Source organism: Streptomyces sp. NPDC059897 (assembly GCF_042730865.1).
Taxonomy (GTDB): Bacteria; Actinomycetota; Actinomycetes; order Streptomycetales; family Streptomycetaceae; genus Streptomyces.
This window is the reverse complement of the sequence record NZ_JBHWKQ010000019.1, coordinates 95,532-112,197: the sequence shown is the minus strand read 5'-3', so window position 1 is coordinate 112,197 and position 16,666 is coordinate 95,532. Positions and strand designations below refer to the sequence as shown.

General features: G+C 70.7%; 10 protein-coding genes and 1 riboswitch. Of the genes, 3 read left to right on the top strand and 7 right to left on the bottom strand.

Annotation, left to right across the window (positions count from 1 at the left end):
* Positions 1-25 precede the first annotated feature (25 nt).
* From cobJ to cobG, 3 genes are read right to left on the bottom strand one after another with little or no spacing between them, the layout of a single operon-like run.
* Complete coding sequence (gene cobJ, locus ACFV9W_RS21980; RefSeq protein WP_385763383.1) at positions 26-1,543, bottom strand: precorrin-3B C(17)-methyltransferase; 1,518 nt, start codon at positions 1,541-1,543, stop codon at positions 26-28.
* Positions 1,540-2,190, bottom strand: a complete 651-nt coding sequence (locus ACFV9W_RS21975) for a precorrin-8X methylmutase (protein WP_385763381.1) — start codon at positions 2,188-2,190, stop codon at positions 1,540-1,542. Before ACFV9W_RS21975 ends, cobJ begins: the two co-directional genes overlap by 4 nt.
* 8 nt (positions 2,191-2,198) lie before the next feature.
* Complete coding sequence (gene cobG / locus ACFV9W_RS21970; RefSeq protein ID WP_385763379.1) at positions 2,199-3,458, bottom strand: precorrin-3B synthase; 1,260 nt, start codon at positions 3,456-3,458, stop codon at positions 2,199-2,201.
* Positions 3,459-3,576: 118 nt separating this feature from the next.
* Positions 3,577-3,649: riboswitch (cobalamin riboswitch) on the top strand.
* Positions 3,650-3,703: 54 nt separating this feature from the next.
* On the opposite strand from cobG, the gene cobN reads away from it, so the two are divergent.
* On the top strand, positions 3,704-7,390 hold the full coding sequence (cobN, locus tag ACFV9W_RS21965; protein WP_385763377.1) for a cobaltochelatase subunit CobN: 3,687 nt from the start codon (positions 3,704-3,706) through the stop codon (positions 7,388-7,390).
* 19 nt (positions 7,391-7,409) lie between these two features.
* Here the strand turns inward: cobN and ACFV9W_RS21960 are convergent, their stop codons facing one another.
* From ACFV9W_RS21960 to ACFV9W_RS21945, 4 genes are all read right to left on the bottom strand, one after another.
* Positions 7,410-9,905 carry a polysaccharide lyase family 8 super-sandwich domain-containing protein gene (locus ACFV9W_RS21960; protein WP_385763375.1) on the bottom strand — a complete coding sequence of 832 codons (2,496 nt, stop codon included), beginning with the start codon at positions 9,903-9,905 and terminating at the stop codon, positions 7,410-7,412.
* Positions 9,906-9,994: 89 nt separating this feature from the next.
* Entirely contained in the window at positions 9,995-10,657 is a 663-nt protein-coding gene (locus tag ACFV9W_RS21955; protein WP_385763373.1) for a Uma2 family endonuclease, read from the bottom strand.
* A gap of 28 nt (positions 10,658-10,685) precedes the next feature.
* A complete protein-coding gene (locus ACFV9W_RS21950; RefSeq protein ID WP_385763371.1) occupies positions 10,686-10,865 on the bottom strand; it encodes a hypothetical protein in 180 nt (59 codons plus the stop codon).
* The gene (locus ACFV9W_RS21945) at positions 10,862-10,984 is read right to left on the bottom strand and encodes a hypothetical protein (protein WP_385763369.1); all 123 of its coding nucleotides are present in this window, start codon (positions 10,982-10,984) and stop codon (positions 10,862-10,864) included. Before ACFV9W_RS21945 ends, ACFV9W_RS21950 begins: the two co-directional genes overlap by 4 nt.
* Positions 10,985-11,152: 168 nt before the next feature.
* On the opposite strand from ACFV9W_RS21945, the gene ACFV9W_RS21940 reads away from it, so the two are divergent.
* Together ACFV9W_RS21940 and ACFV9W_RS21935 are read left to right on the top strand one after the other, a co-directional pair.
* The gene (locus ACFV9W_RS21940) at positions 11,153-11,404 is read left to right on the top strand and encodes a GntR family transcriptional regulator (RefSeq protein ID WP_385763366.1); all 252 of its coding nucleotides are present in this window, start codon (positions 11,153-11,155) and stop codon (positions 11,402-11,404) included.
* Positions 11,405-11,495: 91 nt separating this feature from the next.
* Positions 11,496-16,589: a DUF5979 domain-containing protein gene (locus ACFV9W_RS21935; protein WP_385763364.1), complete on the top strand. Its 5,094-nt coding sequence runs from the start codon at positions 11,496-11,498 to the stop codon at positions 16,587-16,589.
* Positions 16,590-16,666: the final 77 nt, after the last annotated feature.

Below are 16,666 nucleotides of genomic sequence, written 5' to 3'. Positions count from 1 at the left end.
GGCCCGGGGCGGAGCCCCGAGGCCGTCACACGGCGCCGGGCTCCGGGTACCGCCGCGGCGTCCACGCCACCGTACGGCCGTCCGCACGGACGACCGCCTGGGTCTGCGACGAACCGACGATCAGCAACGTCCGCATGTCGACGACCTCCGGATCCAGGTCCGCGAGCCGCACGACCCGGACCGCCTCCTCCGGCCCGCCCACATCCCGGGCGAGCACGACAGGCGTGTCGGGAAGCCGCAGCTCAAGGAGCAGCTCACGGGCCTTGCCCACCTGCCAAGTGCGGCTGCGCGAACCGGGGTTGTAGAGGGCGAGCACCAGGTCGGCCGCGGCAGCGGTCCGCAGGCGTTCCGCGATGACCTCCCACGGCTTGAGCCGGTCGGAGAGGGAGATGGTCGCGTAGTCGTGGCCGAGCGGCGCGCCCGCCTTCGCCGCGGCGGCGTTCGCCGCGGTCACCCCCGGCAGGACCCGCACCGGAATCCCCGAGTACCGCTCCTCCGAGGCGACTTCGAGCACCGCCGTAGCCATCGCGAAGACGCCGGGGTCGCCCCCGGAGACCACCGCGACCCGATGCCCGCGCCGCGCCAGATCGAGGGCGAACTCGGCGCGCTCGGACTCCACTTTGTTGTCCGAACCGTGCCGCACCTGACCGGGACGCTGCGGCACGCGCGCGAGGTACGTCGTGTAGCCGACCAGGTCGTCGGCATTCGCCAGCGCCCCGCGCGACTCCGGCGTCAGCCAGGGCGCACCCGCGGGCCCCGTGCCGACGACCACGACCTCACCGCGCGCCGGATCCGGCGTCGGGTCGGAGAACGGCTCCGCGTCGATCCGGGACGGCAGCACGGCGACGGAGAAGTACGGCACGGAGGCCGGGTCGATGTCGGCGAGCGCACCGGTCCGCTCGCCCTCCATGAAGGCCCGCTCGACATACCGCGCGTCGTCGAGGCGGCCCGAACTCTCGATCGCCGCCCGCACCTTGGTGAACGTACGCCCCAGCTTCATCACGACCGCCGAGTCCGCCGCGGCGAGCCGCGCGGACAGCTCGTCCTCCGGGAGCGTGCCGGGGATGACGGTCAGCGTCTCCTTGTCCTCGCACAGCGGCTGCCCGAGCCGCGCGGCGGCGGCGCTGATGGACGTGACACCGGGGATGACGGTCGTCTCGAACCGGTCGGCGAGCCGCTTGTGCATGTGCTGGTACGAGCCGTAGAACATCGGGTCGCCCTCGGCGAGCACGGCGACCGTGCGCCCGGCGTCGAGGTGCGCGGCGAGGGTGGCGGCCGCCTCCTCGTAGAAGTCGTCGAGGGCGCCCCGGTAGCCGCCGGGGTGGTCCGTCGTCTCGACCGTGAGCGGATACATCAGCCGCTCCTCGATCTGCTCCTCACGGATGTGCTCCGCGGCGATCGAGCGGGCGATGGAACGCCCGTGACGTGCGCAGTGGTACGCGATGACGTCGGCGGACGCGATCGCCTTCACGGCCGCGACCGTCATCAGATTCGGATCGCCGGGCCCGAGCCCGACGCCGTACAGCTTGCCCGTGGCCGTCATGCCCGGTCCTCCATGATCTCCGCCTCGGTCGCGATGGCGTTCAGCGCCGCGGCGGTCATGGCGCTGCCTCCGCGCCGACCGCGTACGACGAGGTGTTCGAGGCCGAGTCCGTTCCCGGCCAGGGCCTCCTTGGACTCGGCGGCGCCGACGAAGCCGACGGGTATGCCGAGCACGGCGGCGGGCTTCGGCGCGCCCTTCGCGACCATCTCCATGAGGTGGAAGAGCGCGGTGGGCGCGTTGCCGATGGCGACGACGGCGCCGTCGAGCCGGTCGCGCCACAGTTCGAGCGCGGCAGCGCTGCGCGTGGTCCCCAACTCGCGTGCCAGGTCCGGCACTTCGGGCTCGCGCAGTGTGCAGATCACGTCGTTGTCGGCGGGCAGCCGCTTGCGGGTGACGCCGCTCGCGACCATGTGCGCGTCGCACAGGATGGGCGCCCCGGCGCGCAGCGCGGCCCGCGCGTTCGCCACGACGCCGGTCGACCAGCCGATGTCCTGTACGAGATCCACCTGGCCACAGGCGTGGATCATGCGGACCGCCACCTGGGCGACGTCGGCGGGCAGCGCCGCGAGTCCGCTCGCTGCTTCCGCGCGGATCGTGGCAAAGGACTCGCGGTAGATCGCCGCGCCGTCCTTCTCGTAGTCGAACACGGTTGCTCTCAGCTCTCGGTGTGGTGGGGGACGGTTGTGGTGTATCCGCCGTCGGGGCGGGCCACGACGTCGACGTAAGGGCCCACGGGGTGGCCACAGCGGCGTTCGCAGCCGGACCAGTAGGTGGGGAGGGTCGGGTGGGCGTCCTCGATACGGGCGGCGGCGTCGCGACGGACGTCGGCGTGCGACTTGGCGCAGCCGGGGCGCCCGATACAGGCCGCTACGCGGTTCCACGGGGAGGCGGGGTCGGCGACGAGTCCCACGCGGGTGAGGTCGTCCGCGTTCCCCCCGGGTACGACGACGCCTCGCCAGGGCGTGAGCCGGATCTCCCGGTCGGCGGTCGCGAGGAGCGCCGCCCACTGTTCGCCCTTCAGCGCCCCGAACGGCACGCCTACCGTGACGAACCCGGGGCTGACGCCGTCGTCATCGGCGCGCGGCACCGGGGGCCGCCTTGCCCACCCTGCCGCCCCAGGCGGCAGATTGCCCAAGTCGGAACCGGCGACCTCAGCCCCGTCATTTTCAAGCCCCGCCGGCGATTGAGGCGCGGGGTCCGGGGCGGAGCCCCGTGGCGGCAACGACGGGTGGGCGGCAAGGAGGTCCGCCAACTCCGCGCGGGAAGCGCCGAGTTCACGGACCCGCCACACCCGCCCGTCCGCCTCCCGCGCCGCCGCGACGAAGACCTCCGCCGCGGCGACCGCGACCTCCGCGGCGCGAGCGTACGGAACCCGAACCCCCGCCTCGCCGAGAAAGACATCCGCCGCACCGGACGCCGTCCCCCGAACCAGCACGTCCGGACGGAGGCCGACCACATCCCCCCGCCCGTCGTCCAACCCGAAAAGAAACCGCCCGGACAATTCCGGCGTGACGGAACTCGCACACAGCGCCGCGTCCAGCCCGGTCAACCACTCCCGAACGTCCACGAACCCGCGCCCGTCGAGCCCGGACAGCGGCGAAGCCACCACGTTCCGCACCCGCTCGTGCGCCGCCGACGGCAGCAGCCCCGCCGCCCCCAGCCGCTCCGCGAGCTCACCCCCGCACCCGTCCCGCAAACCCCGCAACTGCACATTGCCGCGCGAAGTGAGATGCAGCATCCCGTCCCCGAGCCGCTCCGCCGCCTCGCCGAGCGCCCGTGCCTGCCCCAAGTCCAGTACCCCGCCGGGAATCCGCACCCGCGCGAGAAACCCGTCATCGGCGCTATGCAGACGCAAAGCGCCCGGGCAGGCGTCGCCCGAGCCGAAGGACGGGGCGGATATGGGGGAGGGGGACATGCCGGGGAGCATACCTAGGGACTGATCGCACCACCCCGTACCAGGTCGTCGCCCGGCACCGTACGATGCTCGGTGGCTGCCCGGACCCGGTCGGCCATCGCCGGCGACGGCGACAGGGGAGGAAGCCCGGTGCGATTCCGGCGCGGTCCCGCCACTGTGAACTCTCCACCCGGAGAGCGAGCCAGGAACTCCCTTCATCGACGACCACCCGGGGCGCGGACACCCCGAGGAAGGCCAGACGACGCATGCCTCAGCAGCTCCTGCTCCTGTCGACGTCGGACACCGACCTGCTCAGCGCGCGTGCGGCGAACACCGCCGGCGCCCCGGTCGCGTACCGCTTCGAGAACCCCTCCCGCATCGACGTGGAAACGGACCTGCCGGGCCTCCTCGACGGCGTGGACCTGGTCGTCGTACGCCTCCTCGGCGGCGTCCGTGCCTGGCAGGACGGCATCGACCGGCTGCTCGCCGCCGGGGTCCCGCTGGTCGTCCTCACCGGTGAGCAGGCCCCCGACGCGCAGCTGATGGCGACCTCCACGGTCCCGGTCGGCATCGCGGCCGAGGCCCACAAGTACCTGGCGCACGGCGGCCCGGAGAACCTGGACCACCTGGCCCGCTTCCTCTCCGACACGGTGCTGCTGACCGGCCACGGCTTCGAGCCGCCGGTGGCCGCGCCGACCTGGGGCGAGCTGGAGCGCGCGGACTCGGAGCAGCACGACGGCGCCCCCACGGTCGCCGTGCTGTACTACCGCGCCCACCACATGAGCGGCAACACGTCGTTCGTGCACGCCCTGTGCGACGAGATCGAGCGCGCCGGCGCCCGGCCGCTCCCGCTGTACGTCGCCTCCCTCCGTGCGCCCGAGCCGGAGCTGATCGACGCGCTGCGCCCCGTCGACGCGATCGTCACGACGGTCCTCGCTGCGGGCGGCACGAAGCCCGCCGAGGCGAGCGCGGGCGGCGACGACGAGTCGTGGGACGCGGGCGCGCTCACGCAGCTCGACGTGCCGATCCTCCAGGCCCTGTGCCTGACCTCCTCCCGTGCCGACTGGGAGGAGAACGACGAGGGCGTCTCGCCGCTGGACGCCGCGAGCCAGATCGCGGTGCCGGAGTTCGACGGCCGCCTCATCACCGTCCCGTTCTCCTTCAAGGAGCTCGACGAGGACGGGCTCCCGGCGTACGTCGCCGACCCCGAGCGCGCGGCCCGCGTCGCCGGGATCGCCGTGCGCCACGCCCGCCTCCGGCACATCCCCGCGCAGGACAAGAAGCTCGCGCTCGTCCTGTCCGCGTACCCGACGAAGCACTCCCGCATCGGCAACGCGGTGGGCCTCGACACCCCCGCATCCGCGGTCGCGCTGCTGCGCCGACTCCTCGACGAGGGCTACGACTTCGGGGACACCGCCGAGATCCCCGGCCTGGCCTCCGGCGACGGCGACGAGCTGATCCGCGCGCTCATCGACGCCGGTGGCCACGACCAGGAGTGGCTGACCGAGGAGCAGCTCGCGAAGAACCCGGTCCGCATCCCGGCCGCCGACTACAAGCGCTGGTACGCGACGCTGCCGCAGGAGCTGCGGGACGGCGTCGAGCGGCACTGGGGCCCGCCGCCCGGCGAGATGTTCGTGGACCGCTCCCGCAACCCCGAGGGCGACATCGTGCTCGCCGCGCTGCGCCGCGGGAACCTGCTCATCCTCATCCAGCCGCCGCGCGGCTTCGGCGAGAACCCGATCGCGATCTACCACGACCCCGATCTCCCGCCGTCCCACCACTACTTGGCGGCGTACCGCTGGATCGCGGCGTCCTCCGGCGACGGCGGTTTCGGCGCGGACGCGATGATCCACCTGGGCAAGCACGGCAACCTGGAGTGGCTGCCGGGCAAGAACGCGGGCCTGTCGGCGGCGTGCGGCCCGGACGCGGCCCTCGGCGACCTCCCCCTCATCTACCCGTTCCTGGTCAACGACCCGGGCGAGGGCACGCAGGCCAAGCGGCGCGTGCACGCCACGCTCATCGACCACCTCGTGCCGCCGATGGCCCGCGCGGACTCGTACGGCGACATCGCCCGCCTCGAACAACTCCTGGACGAATACGCCCAGATCAGCTCGATGGACCCGGCGAAGCTGCCGGCCATCCGCGCCCAGATCTGGACGCTGATCCAGGCGGCGAAGCTCGACCACGACCTGGGTCTCGAGGCCCGTCCCGACGACGACGGCTTCGACGACTTCCTGCTGCACGTCGACGGGTGGCTGTGCGAGGTCAAGGACGCGCAGATCCGCGACGGCCTGCACGTCTTGGGCTCCGCCCCGGCCGGGCCCGACCGGGTCAACCTGGTCCTGGCGATCCTGCGGGCCCGCCAGATCTGGGGCGGCTCCCAGGCGCTCCCGGGTCTGCGGGAGGCGCTGGGCCTCGACGAATCGTCGGCGACCCGTACGTCCGCCGACGAGGCGGAGGCGCTCGCGCGGGCGTTGGTCGAGGCGATGGAAGCGGCGGACTGGGACCCGGATGCGGTCGGTTCCGTCTTGGGCAATCTGCCGCCTGGGGCGGCAGGGTGGGCAAGGCGGCCCACGGTGCCGCGCGCCGATGACGAGGGCCCTGACCCCGTTGCCGCGATCCTCGACTTCGCCGCGCGCGAAGTCATCCCCCGGCTGAGCGCGACGACGGACGAGCTCACCAACGCCGTCCGCGCCCTCAACGGCAAATTCGTCCCGGCGGGGCCGTCCGGCTCCCCGCTCCGCGGACTCGTGAACGTCCTCCCGACCGGGCGGAACTTCTACTCCGTCGACCCGAAGGCCGTCCCGAGCCGCCTCGCCTGGGAGACCGGACAGGCCCTCGCCGACAGCCTCCTCACCCGGTACAAGGACGACAACGGCGAGTACCCCACCTCCGTGGGCCTGTCCCTGTGGGGCACGAGCGCCATGCGCACCGCCGGCGACGACATCGCGGAGGCCCTCGCCCTCCTCGGCATCCGCCCGGTCTGGGACGACGCCTCGCGCCGCGTCACCGGCCTGGAGCCGATCCCGTACGAGGAGCTGAACCGTCCCCGCGTCGACGTCACCCTGCGGATCTCCGGCTTCTTCCGCGACGCGTTCCCGCACACCATCGGCCTCCTGGACGACGCGGTGCGCCTCGCCGCGTCGCTCGACGAACCGGCCGAGATCAACCACGTACGGGCCCACACCCAGGCCGACCTCGCCGAGCACGGCGACGAGCGGCGCGCCACGACCCGGATCTTCGGCTCGCGCCCGGGGACGTACGGCGCCGGTCTGCTCCAGCTCATCGACTCCAAGGACTGGCGCACGGACGCCGACCTCGCCGAGGTCTACACGGTGTGGGGCGGCTACGCGTACGGCCGCGGCCTGGAGGGCAAGGCGGCCCGCGCCGAGATGGAGACGGCCTACAAGCGCATCGCGGTCGCGGCGAAGAACACGGACACCCGCGAGCACGACATCGCGGACTCCGACGACTACTTCCAGTACCACGGCGGCATGGTCGCGACCGTGCGCGCGCTGCGCGGCACCGCCCCCGAGGCGTACATCGGCGACTCGACCCGCCCGGAGACGGTCAAGACCCGCACGCTCGTCGAGGAGACGTCCCGCGTCTTCCGGGCCCGTGTCGTGAACCCCAAGTGGATCGAGGCGATGCGCCGCCACGGTTATAAGGGCGCCTTCGAACTCGCCGCGACGGTGGACTACTTGTTCGGCTACGACGCCACGACCGGCGTCATCGCCGACTGGATGTACGACAAGTTGACCGAGACGTACGTCCTCGACGAGACGAACCGCCAGTTCCTCTCCGAGAACAACCCGTGGGCCCTGCACGGCATCGCCGAGCGGCTGCTCGAGGCCGAGTCGCGCGGCATGTGGGAGAAGCCGGACCCGCAGACGCTGGAGGCCCTCCGCCAGGTGTACCTGGAGACGGAGGGCGACCTGGAGTCCGACGAGTAGGCCTCACCGTCTCACCGAGTCAGCTCCTCAGCGTCACGCCGAAGCTCCGGCCGTACGCGTGGTGCGTGTCGACGTCGAGCCGGGTTCCGCCCGGCACGGCGCTGACCCGCACCGCGTCGTCGCCGCCCGCCCTGCGCAGGGTGCGGCCGCGCACCACGACCGTCACGGTGTCCTGTTCGGTCGTCGGATCGGACACGGCGACCGTGACCTCGCCGTCCCGGCGCCGTACGAGGACGGACGCGGGTCCTTCGACGTCGAGCCCGGCCACCCGGTGCGCGCCGCCGGTGAACGTGTTCGCGGCGGTGAGCCCGAGCCCGTCGTGGCGGACGGCCTGCGTCCTCGTCGTATTGGTGAGCACGCGCGCGCCCTCGTAGGCCCGCACCGCCGCCTCCGACGCGTTCGGCAGCAGCGCGTACGCGAAGGAGACCGGTTTCGCCCCGGCCGGCTGCTCGACCGTCAGTGAGAACACCTGCTTGGTGACCGCCGTGTCGGGGTTGGAGACGCGCACGACGCGGCGGCTGCGGGTCACCGTTTCGAGCCGCGCCTTCGCCTCAGGGCCGGCGAGTCGTACGTAGCCGACCGCCGCGTTCCGCGTCCCGTTCGCCCAGCGCACCCAGCCGTCGCCCTCGGCCACGGTCACCGCGTCGCCCGCGGGTGCCACGCGCGCGTCGAGGGTCGTCGTCACGGCCCGCCCGCCGCCGGGAGCGTCCCCGACCCCTGCCGCGAGCACCACGATCTCGTCGTCGAGCAGGAACCACGACTTCGTGGCCCGCGCGCTCCGGTACGCGACGAAGTCCTCCGGCAGCAGCCCCGCCCGCTCGTCCCGCCACGGCACGTCGTCGGACGCGACCCAGCCCACCACCCCGTAGATGCGATCCAGGACCGCGCCGCCGGAGTAGGCCTGCGTGGCCGTCGGGAAGTACACGTACTTGTTCTGCGACTCGGACGACGCGGTGAAGTTCAGCGGGTGGCCCGGGTTGTCGTAGAAGAGCTTGCCGCCGTACAACTCCGGCACCGTGCCCCGGCGTTCCACGGGCGCGGTCACGCCCGCGAGCCCGTACGGGGAGACGGTGGTGAAGTAGTCGACGCCGAAGGACTGGGTCTGGTCCTGGCCCGCCAGATACAGATAGTGGGCGCCGTCGCCCTGGAACCACGGCATCAGGTTCTCGCCGCTCATGTACTCGTACTTGCTGATGCGCGACGAGCTGCGGGAGAGCGTGAACGCGTAACCGGGGCGGCGGTGCACCGTGCGGTCCATGGCGTTGAAGGCGACGGAGCGGGCGGGCGGGTTGAGGTCGGTGGCCGGGACGGCGGAGTCCGCGAGGATGTCGGCGTACCGGACGATGCTCAGCGGCGAGACGAACGTCGCCGGGTCGAGACCCGCCTTCGACGTGGCCCGGATGTGCTTCACGTACGACTTGAGGGCCCCGGCCTCCGTCCCCGTCGACAGCGACGCGAGGTCGACGACGGCCTCGACGATCGTGGCGGAGTCGGTGTACCCGCTGCCCGTCCGCGACACGGCGCGCCCCTTCACCGCCTCCATCATCCAGCCCTCGAAGATGAGCGGCGCGAACCCGTCGCGCACCCACTTCCGCACGGTGGGCACGAGTTCCTCGCCGTAGGCGAACCCGGTCCCGTCGAGCAGCTTCAGCGTCTGGATCACGCGGGTGAGCAGGCCCTTTCCGTACGAGCCCGTGTACGCGACGGAGGAGTGCTGGATGAAGGACCCGTCGGCGTAGTGGCCGTCGGTCACACCGTGCTGGAGGCGGTACGGGTCGACCGTCGCGAAGACGGTCAACTGGTCGGTGAGGGCCTTGCGGATGCGGGGCTCGTCGCCGGTGAGGGCGCCCTGGAGGATGCGGTTGGTGGTGATGTCGGCGAGGTTGGCGCCGGTGTGGAAGCGGGAGTCGAGGTCGACGTCGCCGTCCTTGCCGTTGCGCAGGTAGGCGTCCATGGAGGCGATGTACGTGGTCGTCAGCTCGGCGGGCGCCGCGTCCCCGAGCAGCACGAGCGCGCGGCTGACGTGCTGCGAGACGCCTATCTCCCAGGTGAACCAGTTGCCGTAATAGCCCTTGGACTGGTCGCCGTAGTACCGCTCGTGCAGCCACTTCAACGCATCGACGACACGGGCCCTGACGGCCGAACTCCCGTACAGCTCACCGGAGATACCGGGTGTCGCGGTCGCGAGCGCGATCTCGTACACCCGCTGATACGTGGTGTTGAGATTCGGGTCGCTGGTGCCGAGCGGCAGCCCCTTGAACAGTTCGCCGTCACCCGATGCCGCGTCCATGGCGGCGAGGTTCGTGCGGGCGGCCCTCTCGATCGCGGCGAGCTTGCCGGCGGTCTCCGGACGCGCGTTGGACGCGGCGTTCCCGGCGAACATCTCGGTCGCGTTGGCCAGCAACTTCGCCGCCCCGTCCGCGAGTTGAGCCGCACTCGCCCACTGCGTGGGCACGGCGGCGAGCAGCCCGCTCGCGGCGAGGACACTCAGCAGACGTCTACGGGTGATCTCCATCGGTCGTCCGTCCCTCCGTCGTTCGCCCACGATCGGCACGCGCGGCCGGAGTCAAGCAGACCGGAAGATCCAGTGGAAGGGGCGGCGCCTCAGAACGCCAGGTCCTCCCAGCCGATGCTCATGGCGAAGGGCTCGGGAAACTCGATACCGGGGCCGTCCGGCTCCCATTCGCCGGCGAGGCCGTACAGCGCGGGGCGCAGCAGCTTGACGGCGAGATCGGACTGATCGACGGTGACCAGCTCGTACGCCCGCACGACCGTGATGTCCCGGGTCTCGCCGGAATCGAGCTCGACCTCCCAGTACCAGGGGATACCGGCCTCCGCGTACCGGTCCATCTTCCACTGCTTGCGCTTGTCGGTGTCCGAGCTGGAGAGCACTTCACCCACCAGCACGGTGTCGGCGGCGAAGGTGTCGGCACTGAACGGGAGGCAACGGCGGACCAGGAAGTCGGGGGTGAGGAAGCTGGATTTGTCGGGTGCGAAGAAGACGTTGGTCTCGGTCTCGACCTGCCGGCAGCGCTGCTCCTCGCCACCGGTTTCCTCACGCATGGCCCGGCGGGCGTTGACCTCGAGCGCGTTGCACAGGCGCCGGGCGGCTCGCTGGTGCCCCATGGGGGGGCGCCGATTCCACACGACCCTGCCTTGCCACAGCTCGATGTCCTTGGCGATGTCGCCTGGGAGGTCGTCCAGCTCCTCCCAGGTCATGGTCTCGGGCAGGTTGAACCCGGATGCCTCGTGCGCACTTGCTGACATTCCGCCTCCACGGTTCGTGCTCCGCTCATCACAGTACTGGCCCCGAGGTGGCCTCGTCCGGCTTCGTCCACTCGGCACACTGCGGGCACGCGTACACGTTGAAGCCGGGGCCCGTGCCCTGGTGCACCTCGGCGACGAGCACGGGCTCGCGCGTCATCACCTCGCACCACACGCACATCCGGACGGGGCGGTGCTCGTGGTCGTTCATGCGACGGCTCCTCGGACGTGCCGGTCGAGATCGATGCCGTGATCGGCGGCCAGGACAAGGGCGAGGCGCCTGCGGCGGACCAGCAGCCATGTGTGGCCCCGGCGGATAAGGTCGGTCATCGTCAGCGCTCCGTTGTAAGCGTTGGCCGTGCCCCCGGACGTTCCAGCGTCGCGGGGGTCTTCTGTGCTCGGGACGCTACCCGCTGTCTAACGCGGTAGAACTCGGTTGAACGCTAGTGACAGATACTGGCAGTGCGTGACTCTGGTCGGTCGATTACGGTCGCAGTCGTGAGTGAAAAGATCGACCCCACCGCTGCCGAGTACCACTACGTCCAGCTCGCGGAGATCCTCGAACGACGCATCCGTGCGGGCGAGTTCGCTCCCGGTACCCGGATCCCGGGCGAGATGGTGCTGGCGCAGGAGTACGGAATCGGCAACCAGACCGTGCGCCGGGCCCTCGTGATCCTCCGCGACAAGGGCCTCGTGGTCACCGTCCACGCCCGCGGCACCTTCGTCGTCCGGGAGCTGCCTGACTCCTGATCAGGCCAATCGGGCGAAATGTCTGATAGACCGTCAATCATTCGGTGTGCCGTAACAGGGGCATAAAGAACAAAGCCCTAGCTTCGCCGTCATGTCCACGGTTGGAAGACTCTCGCGCACTCGTCTGTGGGTCGTGCTGGCGGCAGTGCTCAGCCTGCTGTTCGGTTCACAGGCCCTCGCGGCACCCGTCGCCGCTGCCGCCGACCCCATGAGCTCGGTCGGTGTCACCAAGACCAACGATGCCGACGGGCCGCTGGAGCCCGGTGACGAGTTCATCTACACGATCAGCGGGCAGTGCTCCGGCCTGGACGTGGACTGCGTGAACTTCACGGTCACCGACACCCTGCCGGAAGGCCTGGAGGTGACCAGCCTTCCGAAGTCGGACAGCACCCGCGACGTCACCTACGACGAGGCGACGCGGCAGCTGACGATCGTCTACAAGCAGCCGCTGCAGAACCCGGAGGGCGAGACCGGCCTGCGCGCGGGCCAGGCGGGCTCGGTGGAGATCGGGATGCGGGTGCCGGCCGACACGCAGCTGGAGGACGGCACCACCATCACCAACAGCGCGAAGGCCGACGCGGACAACGCGGACCCGAAGACCTCCGACTCCGACATCACCATCTCCATCCCGCGCGTGGTGAAGCCGGTGACGACGAAGTCGTGGGAGGACGGCTCGGCGGTCGCGCTCTCCGGAGAGACGTCCACGATCAAGCTGAACGTGCGCAACAACTCCTCGTCCTCCGCCGAGGTCACCGAACTGTCGGTGTCCGACGACACGGAGGAGACGTTCGAGTACTTCGACTTCACGGGCGCCAAGGTCACGGCTTATCCCAAGGGCGCCGACCAGGCGCATCTGGTGGTCACCACGGCCGACGGCCAGACGCGCACCGGTGGCACCATCACCGCGCCCACCGAAGACCTGCCGCTGCCCAGAGGCGTCGACCCCGGTGACGTGGTCGGCTTCGAGGTCGTCTTCACCAACAGCGACGGCGACCCGCTGCCGTACGACGAGAACGGCGGCAGCGTCGACGTCGGCATGAAGCTGCGGGACACCAAGCGCTCGGACGGCTCGAAGCTGGAGCCCACCGACAAGATCACGGTCAACAACTGCGCGACCCCGACGGCCAAGGAGTCGACGGAGGGCGACGTCGACGGCGACCAGGCCTGCGACACGTACGACATCCTCCCGGACACCCTGGTCCTGGAGACGAGCAAGAAGTACTACGCCGACACCAACGGCGACTTCTCCCACGGCGGCAACGAGCACGCGGTGATCGGCGAGAACTCGCCGGTCAGCACCGGGGTAGACCTGGTGAACAAGTCCCCGTTCAAGGTGAAGACGCTGACTATCACCGAGCCGGACGCGAACACGTCCAGCGAGTTCGACAAGCTCGACGTGGACAAGGTGCGGCTGCGGTTCCCCTCGGGCGCGACCGAGGCGAAGCTGACCGTCACCTGCGAGGACGGCAGCACCCGCACGGAGACGTACACGCAGAACGCGACCTACGAGGTCCCCGCGGACTGCAAGCAGGTCAATAAGGTCGAGGTCGTCTACACCGGCGTCGACGAGAACGGCGACCCGAGCATCGCCGAGGGCGCGACGGCTGGGCTCGACCTGCACGGCACCCTGACCGACGAGGTCGACGCACAGGACGTGGCCGACGGCGTCAGCAACTGCGCCGGCACGAAGGGCGACGCCGGCCGCAGCGACGGCAGCGGCACCGCCTCCGGCAGCGCCTGCGCCAACCTCATCGTCGAGAACCCGAAGGGCGGCGGCAGCGGCGTCAAGACCGTCAGCCAGACCGACGTGCCGCCGGGCCAGCCCATCGACATGCAGCTGAAGTTCACGAACACCGGCAACCTGCCGCTGAACGACGTCGTCATCACCGACCCGTCCGCCGACGCCGACGGCAAGCCCGGCAGCGCCAGCCCCTTCGACAAGCTGGAGATCACCTCGGTCTCCGTGTCACCGTCCGACGCGCCGGTCACCCTCCAGGTGTACGACCCGGACACCCAGAAGTGGGTCGACTACGAGGGCGTGGACCCCGACGTGCTCGCGCGGGCCACCGGCGTGCGCGGCGTCTACGACGAAGCGATGGCACCGGGCGAAAGCGTCACCATCAAGGTGACCGGCGAGCGCCGCGAGGGCGTCGAGAACGGCGAGACGTTCCAGAACTGCTTCTCGGTCACGGCGACGGACAGCCAGGGCGGCGACTTCAACGGCAGCGACTGCAAGACCCTCGAGACCGGGCCCGCCGCCGACGGCGCCTCGCTGAACAAGTCGATCTCCCCGGGCCAGCTCCCCGAGTACGTCGCCGGACTGCCCCGCCAGCACGCGGACATGACGCTCACCGTCCGCAACACCGGCAACATGTCGGCCAAGTACCTGAAGATCACCGACCAGGACGAGGACTTCTTCGACGCCGTCGACCTCGTCGGCATCAAGTCCAACCAGATGCCGGCCGGAGCCAACCGCGTACAGATCGACGCGTACGTGGACGGGAAGTGGGTCAACGGCACCCCGTCCTCCTCGGCCGCCCTGCCGCCCGGCGTCGACGCCGCCGACGTCACCGGCATCCGCGCCACGTACACCTCGACCAGCACCAGCAACGACGGCTACGTGATCAAGCCCGAGTGCGCGGACAACAGCTGCTCCGGCATCCTCACCCTCGACGTGAGCCCGCGGCCCGCCTCGCGCGGCACCGGCGAGCCGATCCCCGACCACCTGGAGGACACCGCCACCGGCCAGTTCCTCACCAAGGTCGAGGACGAGGACAAGCCCCGGGACATCGACCCGGTCGACGCCACCCTCGACCTGGTCAAGGGCGACCCCGAGCTGGACGTCGACAAGACCCCGGACACCGTGCTCTCGCCCGGCGAGGACGCCCCCTTCCATCTGAACGTCACCAACACCGGTACGGCCAACGTCCCGAACCTGGTCGTCAAGGACGACCTCCCCGAGGGCATCGCCTTCGACGACACCTTCGCGGGTGACAACGGCGAGCCGTACAGGATCGTCGACAAGAAGGAGCCGGACGGCACCGTCGCCATCCCGACGCCCGTCTTCTCGAAGACCACCGACGGCGACCGGGTCTCCGGGCTCACCTGGGACTTCTCCAAGGACGACGACGGCAGGGCGTGGAACTTCCCGCCCGGCGGCAGCTTCATCATCGAGATCCACGTGAAGCTGGAAGCCGGCATCCGCGCCGACGAGTCCGTCACCAACACCATGGGCGCCACCTCGTCCGACCCGGATCTGGCCTGCGAGGACCCGAGCGAGGCGGAGAAGGACGGCGCCATGTTCGGCTCCGGCCTGTACTGCGTCGACGACGCGAAGCTGACGGCCAAGTCCGGCGCCGCGTTCAGCGCCCGCAAATGGGTCTCGGGCAATGACGACCTCGGCTGGTACAACACCAAGACCAAGAAGACGGTCGACGTGGGCGACGACTCGTGCCTGATGACGACCGACTCCACCGGCCGCAGGTACACCGCCAACCCGTGCATCGCCCTGGTCAACCCCGGTGACCGGTACCACTACTTGATGCGACTGCGGAACGCGGGCACCGAGGACGGCACGAACATGCGCATCGTCGACCGGTTCCCGGTCCAGGGCGACAAGGGCGTCGTCCTCGACCAGGACCGCCAGACGGCCTGGGACAAGCGCCCCACGCTCGCCTCCGAGCCGAAGCTCGACGGCGACAGCCCCGGCGAGATGACCACCAAGTACGAGAACGACGAACCGCTGTGCACCGACGACCTGGACATGGGCGGCGCCGGTTCGAGCGCCGACCAGTGCCCGCCGGACACCTGGGACGACGCCTACAGCGGCAAGGCGGCCGGCGCCAACATGGACCTCAAGTTCCCGAAGCCGCTGGAGCCCGGTGGCACCGTCGACATCACCTACGCGATGGACACCCCGCTCGACGTCGAGCACAACGGCGACCCGACCATCGCCTGGAACTCCTACGCCCACAACGAGACCACCGACCGCGCGGGCTCCCCGCGCGTCCTGCAGAAGAACGAGCCGATCAAGGTCGGAGTCGCCCTCGCCTACGGCGAGTTGAGGCTCGTCAAGCGGCTCGGCAAGCACCCCGACGCGGCGACCGACCTGCTGAGCAAGATCCGGTACCCGTACCACGTCACCTGCACCATCCACCCCCAGGGCAGACTGCTCCGAGTGGTCCTGGACGAGGACTACCGGGTGTCCGCGAACAAGCCGGTGAACATCGACGGCATCCCCGCGGGCGCCGAATGCAAGATCTGGGAGACCTCGGCCCGCGGCGGCCAGACCGACCACCCGAAGTCCGACCCGGTCGAGGTCACCATCAAGCCGAACATCGACACGGAGATCGCGCAGCCCGCGCGGATCACCAACACCTATGAGTTCGGCGCGCTCCAGCTCTCCAAGGAACTCACCGGCGACGCGGCCGACTACGCCGACGACGGCCGCACCTACAGCGTCGACGTCTCCTGCGCCCTCCCGAAGGCCTCGGGCGAACCGAGCGACCGGATCCTGCACAAGACGTACGAGGTGAAGGCGGGCGAGCCCGTCACCATCAAGCCGCTGCCGGTGAACACCCGTTGCTGGGCGGAGGAGGTGGGCACCGGGGGCGCGGCCGAGGCGACCGTCGACCACGGGTCCGCCGACAACCCGGCGATGATCACGGCGGACGGCTCGGACGAGCAGGCGTCGATCAAGGTGACCAACACCTTCCCGGCGGCCGAGCTCACCGTCAGCAAGCACGTGGTCAACGGCGGCGCGGGCCCGTACGACTTCTCGCTCGCCTGCACCACCGACCAGGGCGATGTGGCGCTCTCCGGCGACGACAGCGCCTTCGAGCTGAAGGACGGGGAGTCGCGCACGATCAGCGTCCCGCAGGGCTCGACCTGCACCGTGACGGAGACGAACGTGCCCACCGGTGACACGGTGACGTACGAGGCCTCCGACGACGGCACGGACGGCGAGGTCACCGTCGACGACGCCGCATCGGTCCACGTCACCAACACCTTCCCGAAGGACGGCGGCACCGACGGCGGCACCGGCGGTACCGGCGGCCACGACGGCGGCGGCCACCTCGCCGACACCGGCTTCCGCGACTGGACGCTCCTGGGCGCACTGCTCACCGTCCTCGCCCTCGCGGCCGGCTTCACGGTCCGCGCGATGTCCCGCAGGAGCCGCGGCTGACGTCGACCGACAGGCCCTGATACGGCGACGGCCCCGGACGAGATCGACTCGTCCGGGGGCCGTCGCCGTGTGCCGTC

What these genes read in the sequence shown, in the direction of transcription:
- cobJ (WP_385763383.1), bottom strand. Translation starts at nt 1,543, where the DNA reads ATGACGGCCACGGGCAAGCTGTACGGCGTCGGGCTCGGGCCCGGCGAT.
- cobG (WP_385763379.1), bottom strand. Translation starts at nt 3,458, where the DNA reads ATGTCCCCCTCCCCCATATCCGCCCCGTCCTTCGGCTCGGGCGACGCC.
- cobN (WP_385763377.1), top strand. Translation starts at nt 3,704, where the DNA reads ATGCCTCAGCAGCTCCTGCTCCTGTCGACGTCGGACACCGACCTGCTC.
- ACFV9W_RS21960 (WP_385763375.1), bottom strand. Translation starts at nt 9,905, where the DNA reads ATGGAGATCACCCGTAGACGTCTGCTGAGTGTCCTCGCCGCGAGCGGG.
- ACFV9W_RS21955 (WP_385763373.1), bottom strand. Translation starts at nt 10,657, where the DNA reads ATGTCAGCAAGTGCGCACGAGGCATCCGGGTTCAACCTGCCCGAGACC.
- ACFV9W_RS21950 (WP_385763371.1), bottom strand. Translation starts at nt 10,865, where the DNA reads ATGAACGACCACGAGCACCGCCCCGTCCGGATGTGCGTGTGGTGCGAG.
- ACFV9W_RS21945 (WP_385763369.1), bottom strand. Translation starts at nt 10,984, where the DNA reads ATGACCGACCTTATCCGCCGGGGCCACACATGGCTGCTGGTCCGCCGC.
- ACFV9W_RS21935 (WP_385763364.1), top strand. Translation starts at nt 11,496, where the DNA reads ATGTCCACGGTTGGAAGACTCTCGCGCACTCGTCTGTGGGTCGTGCTG.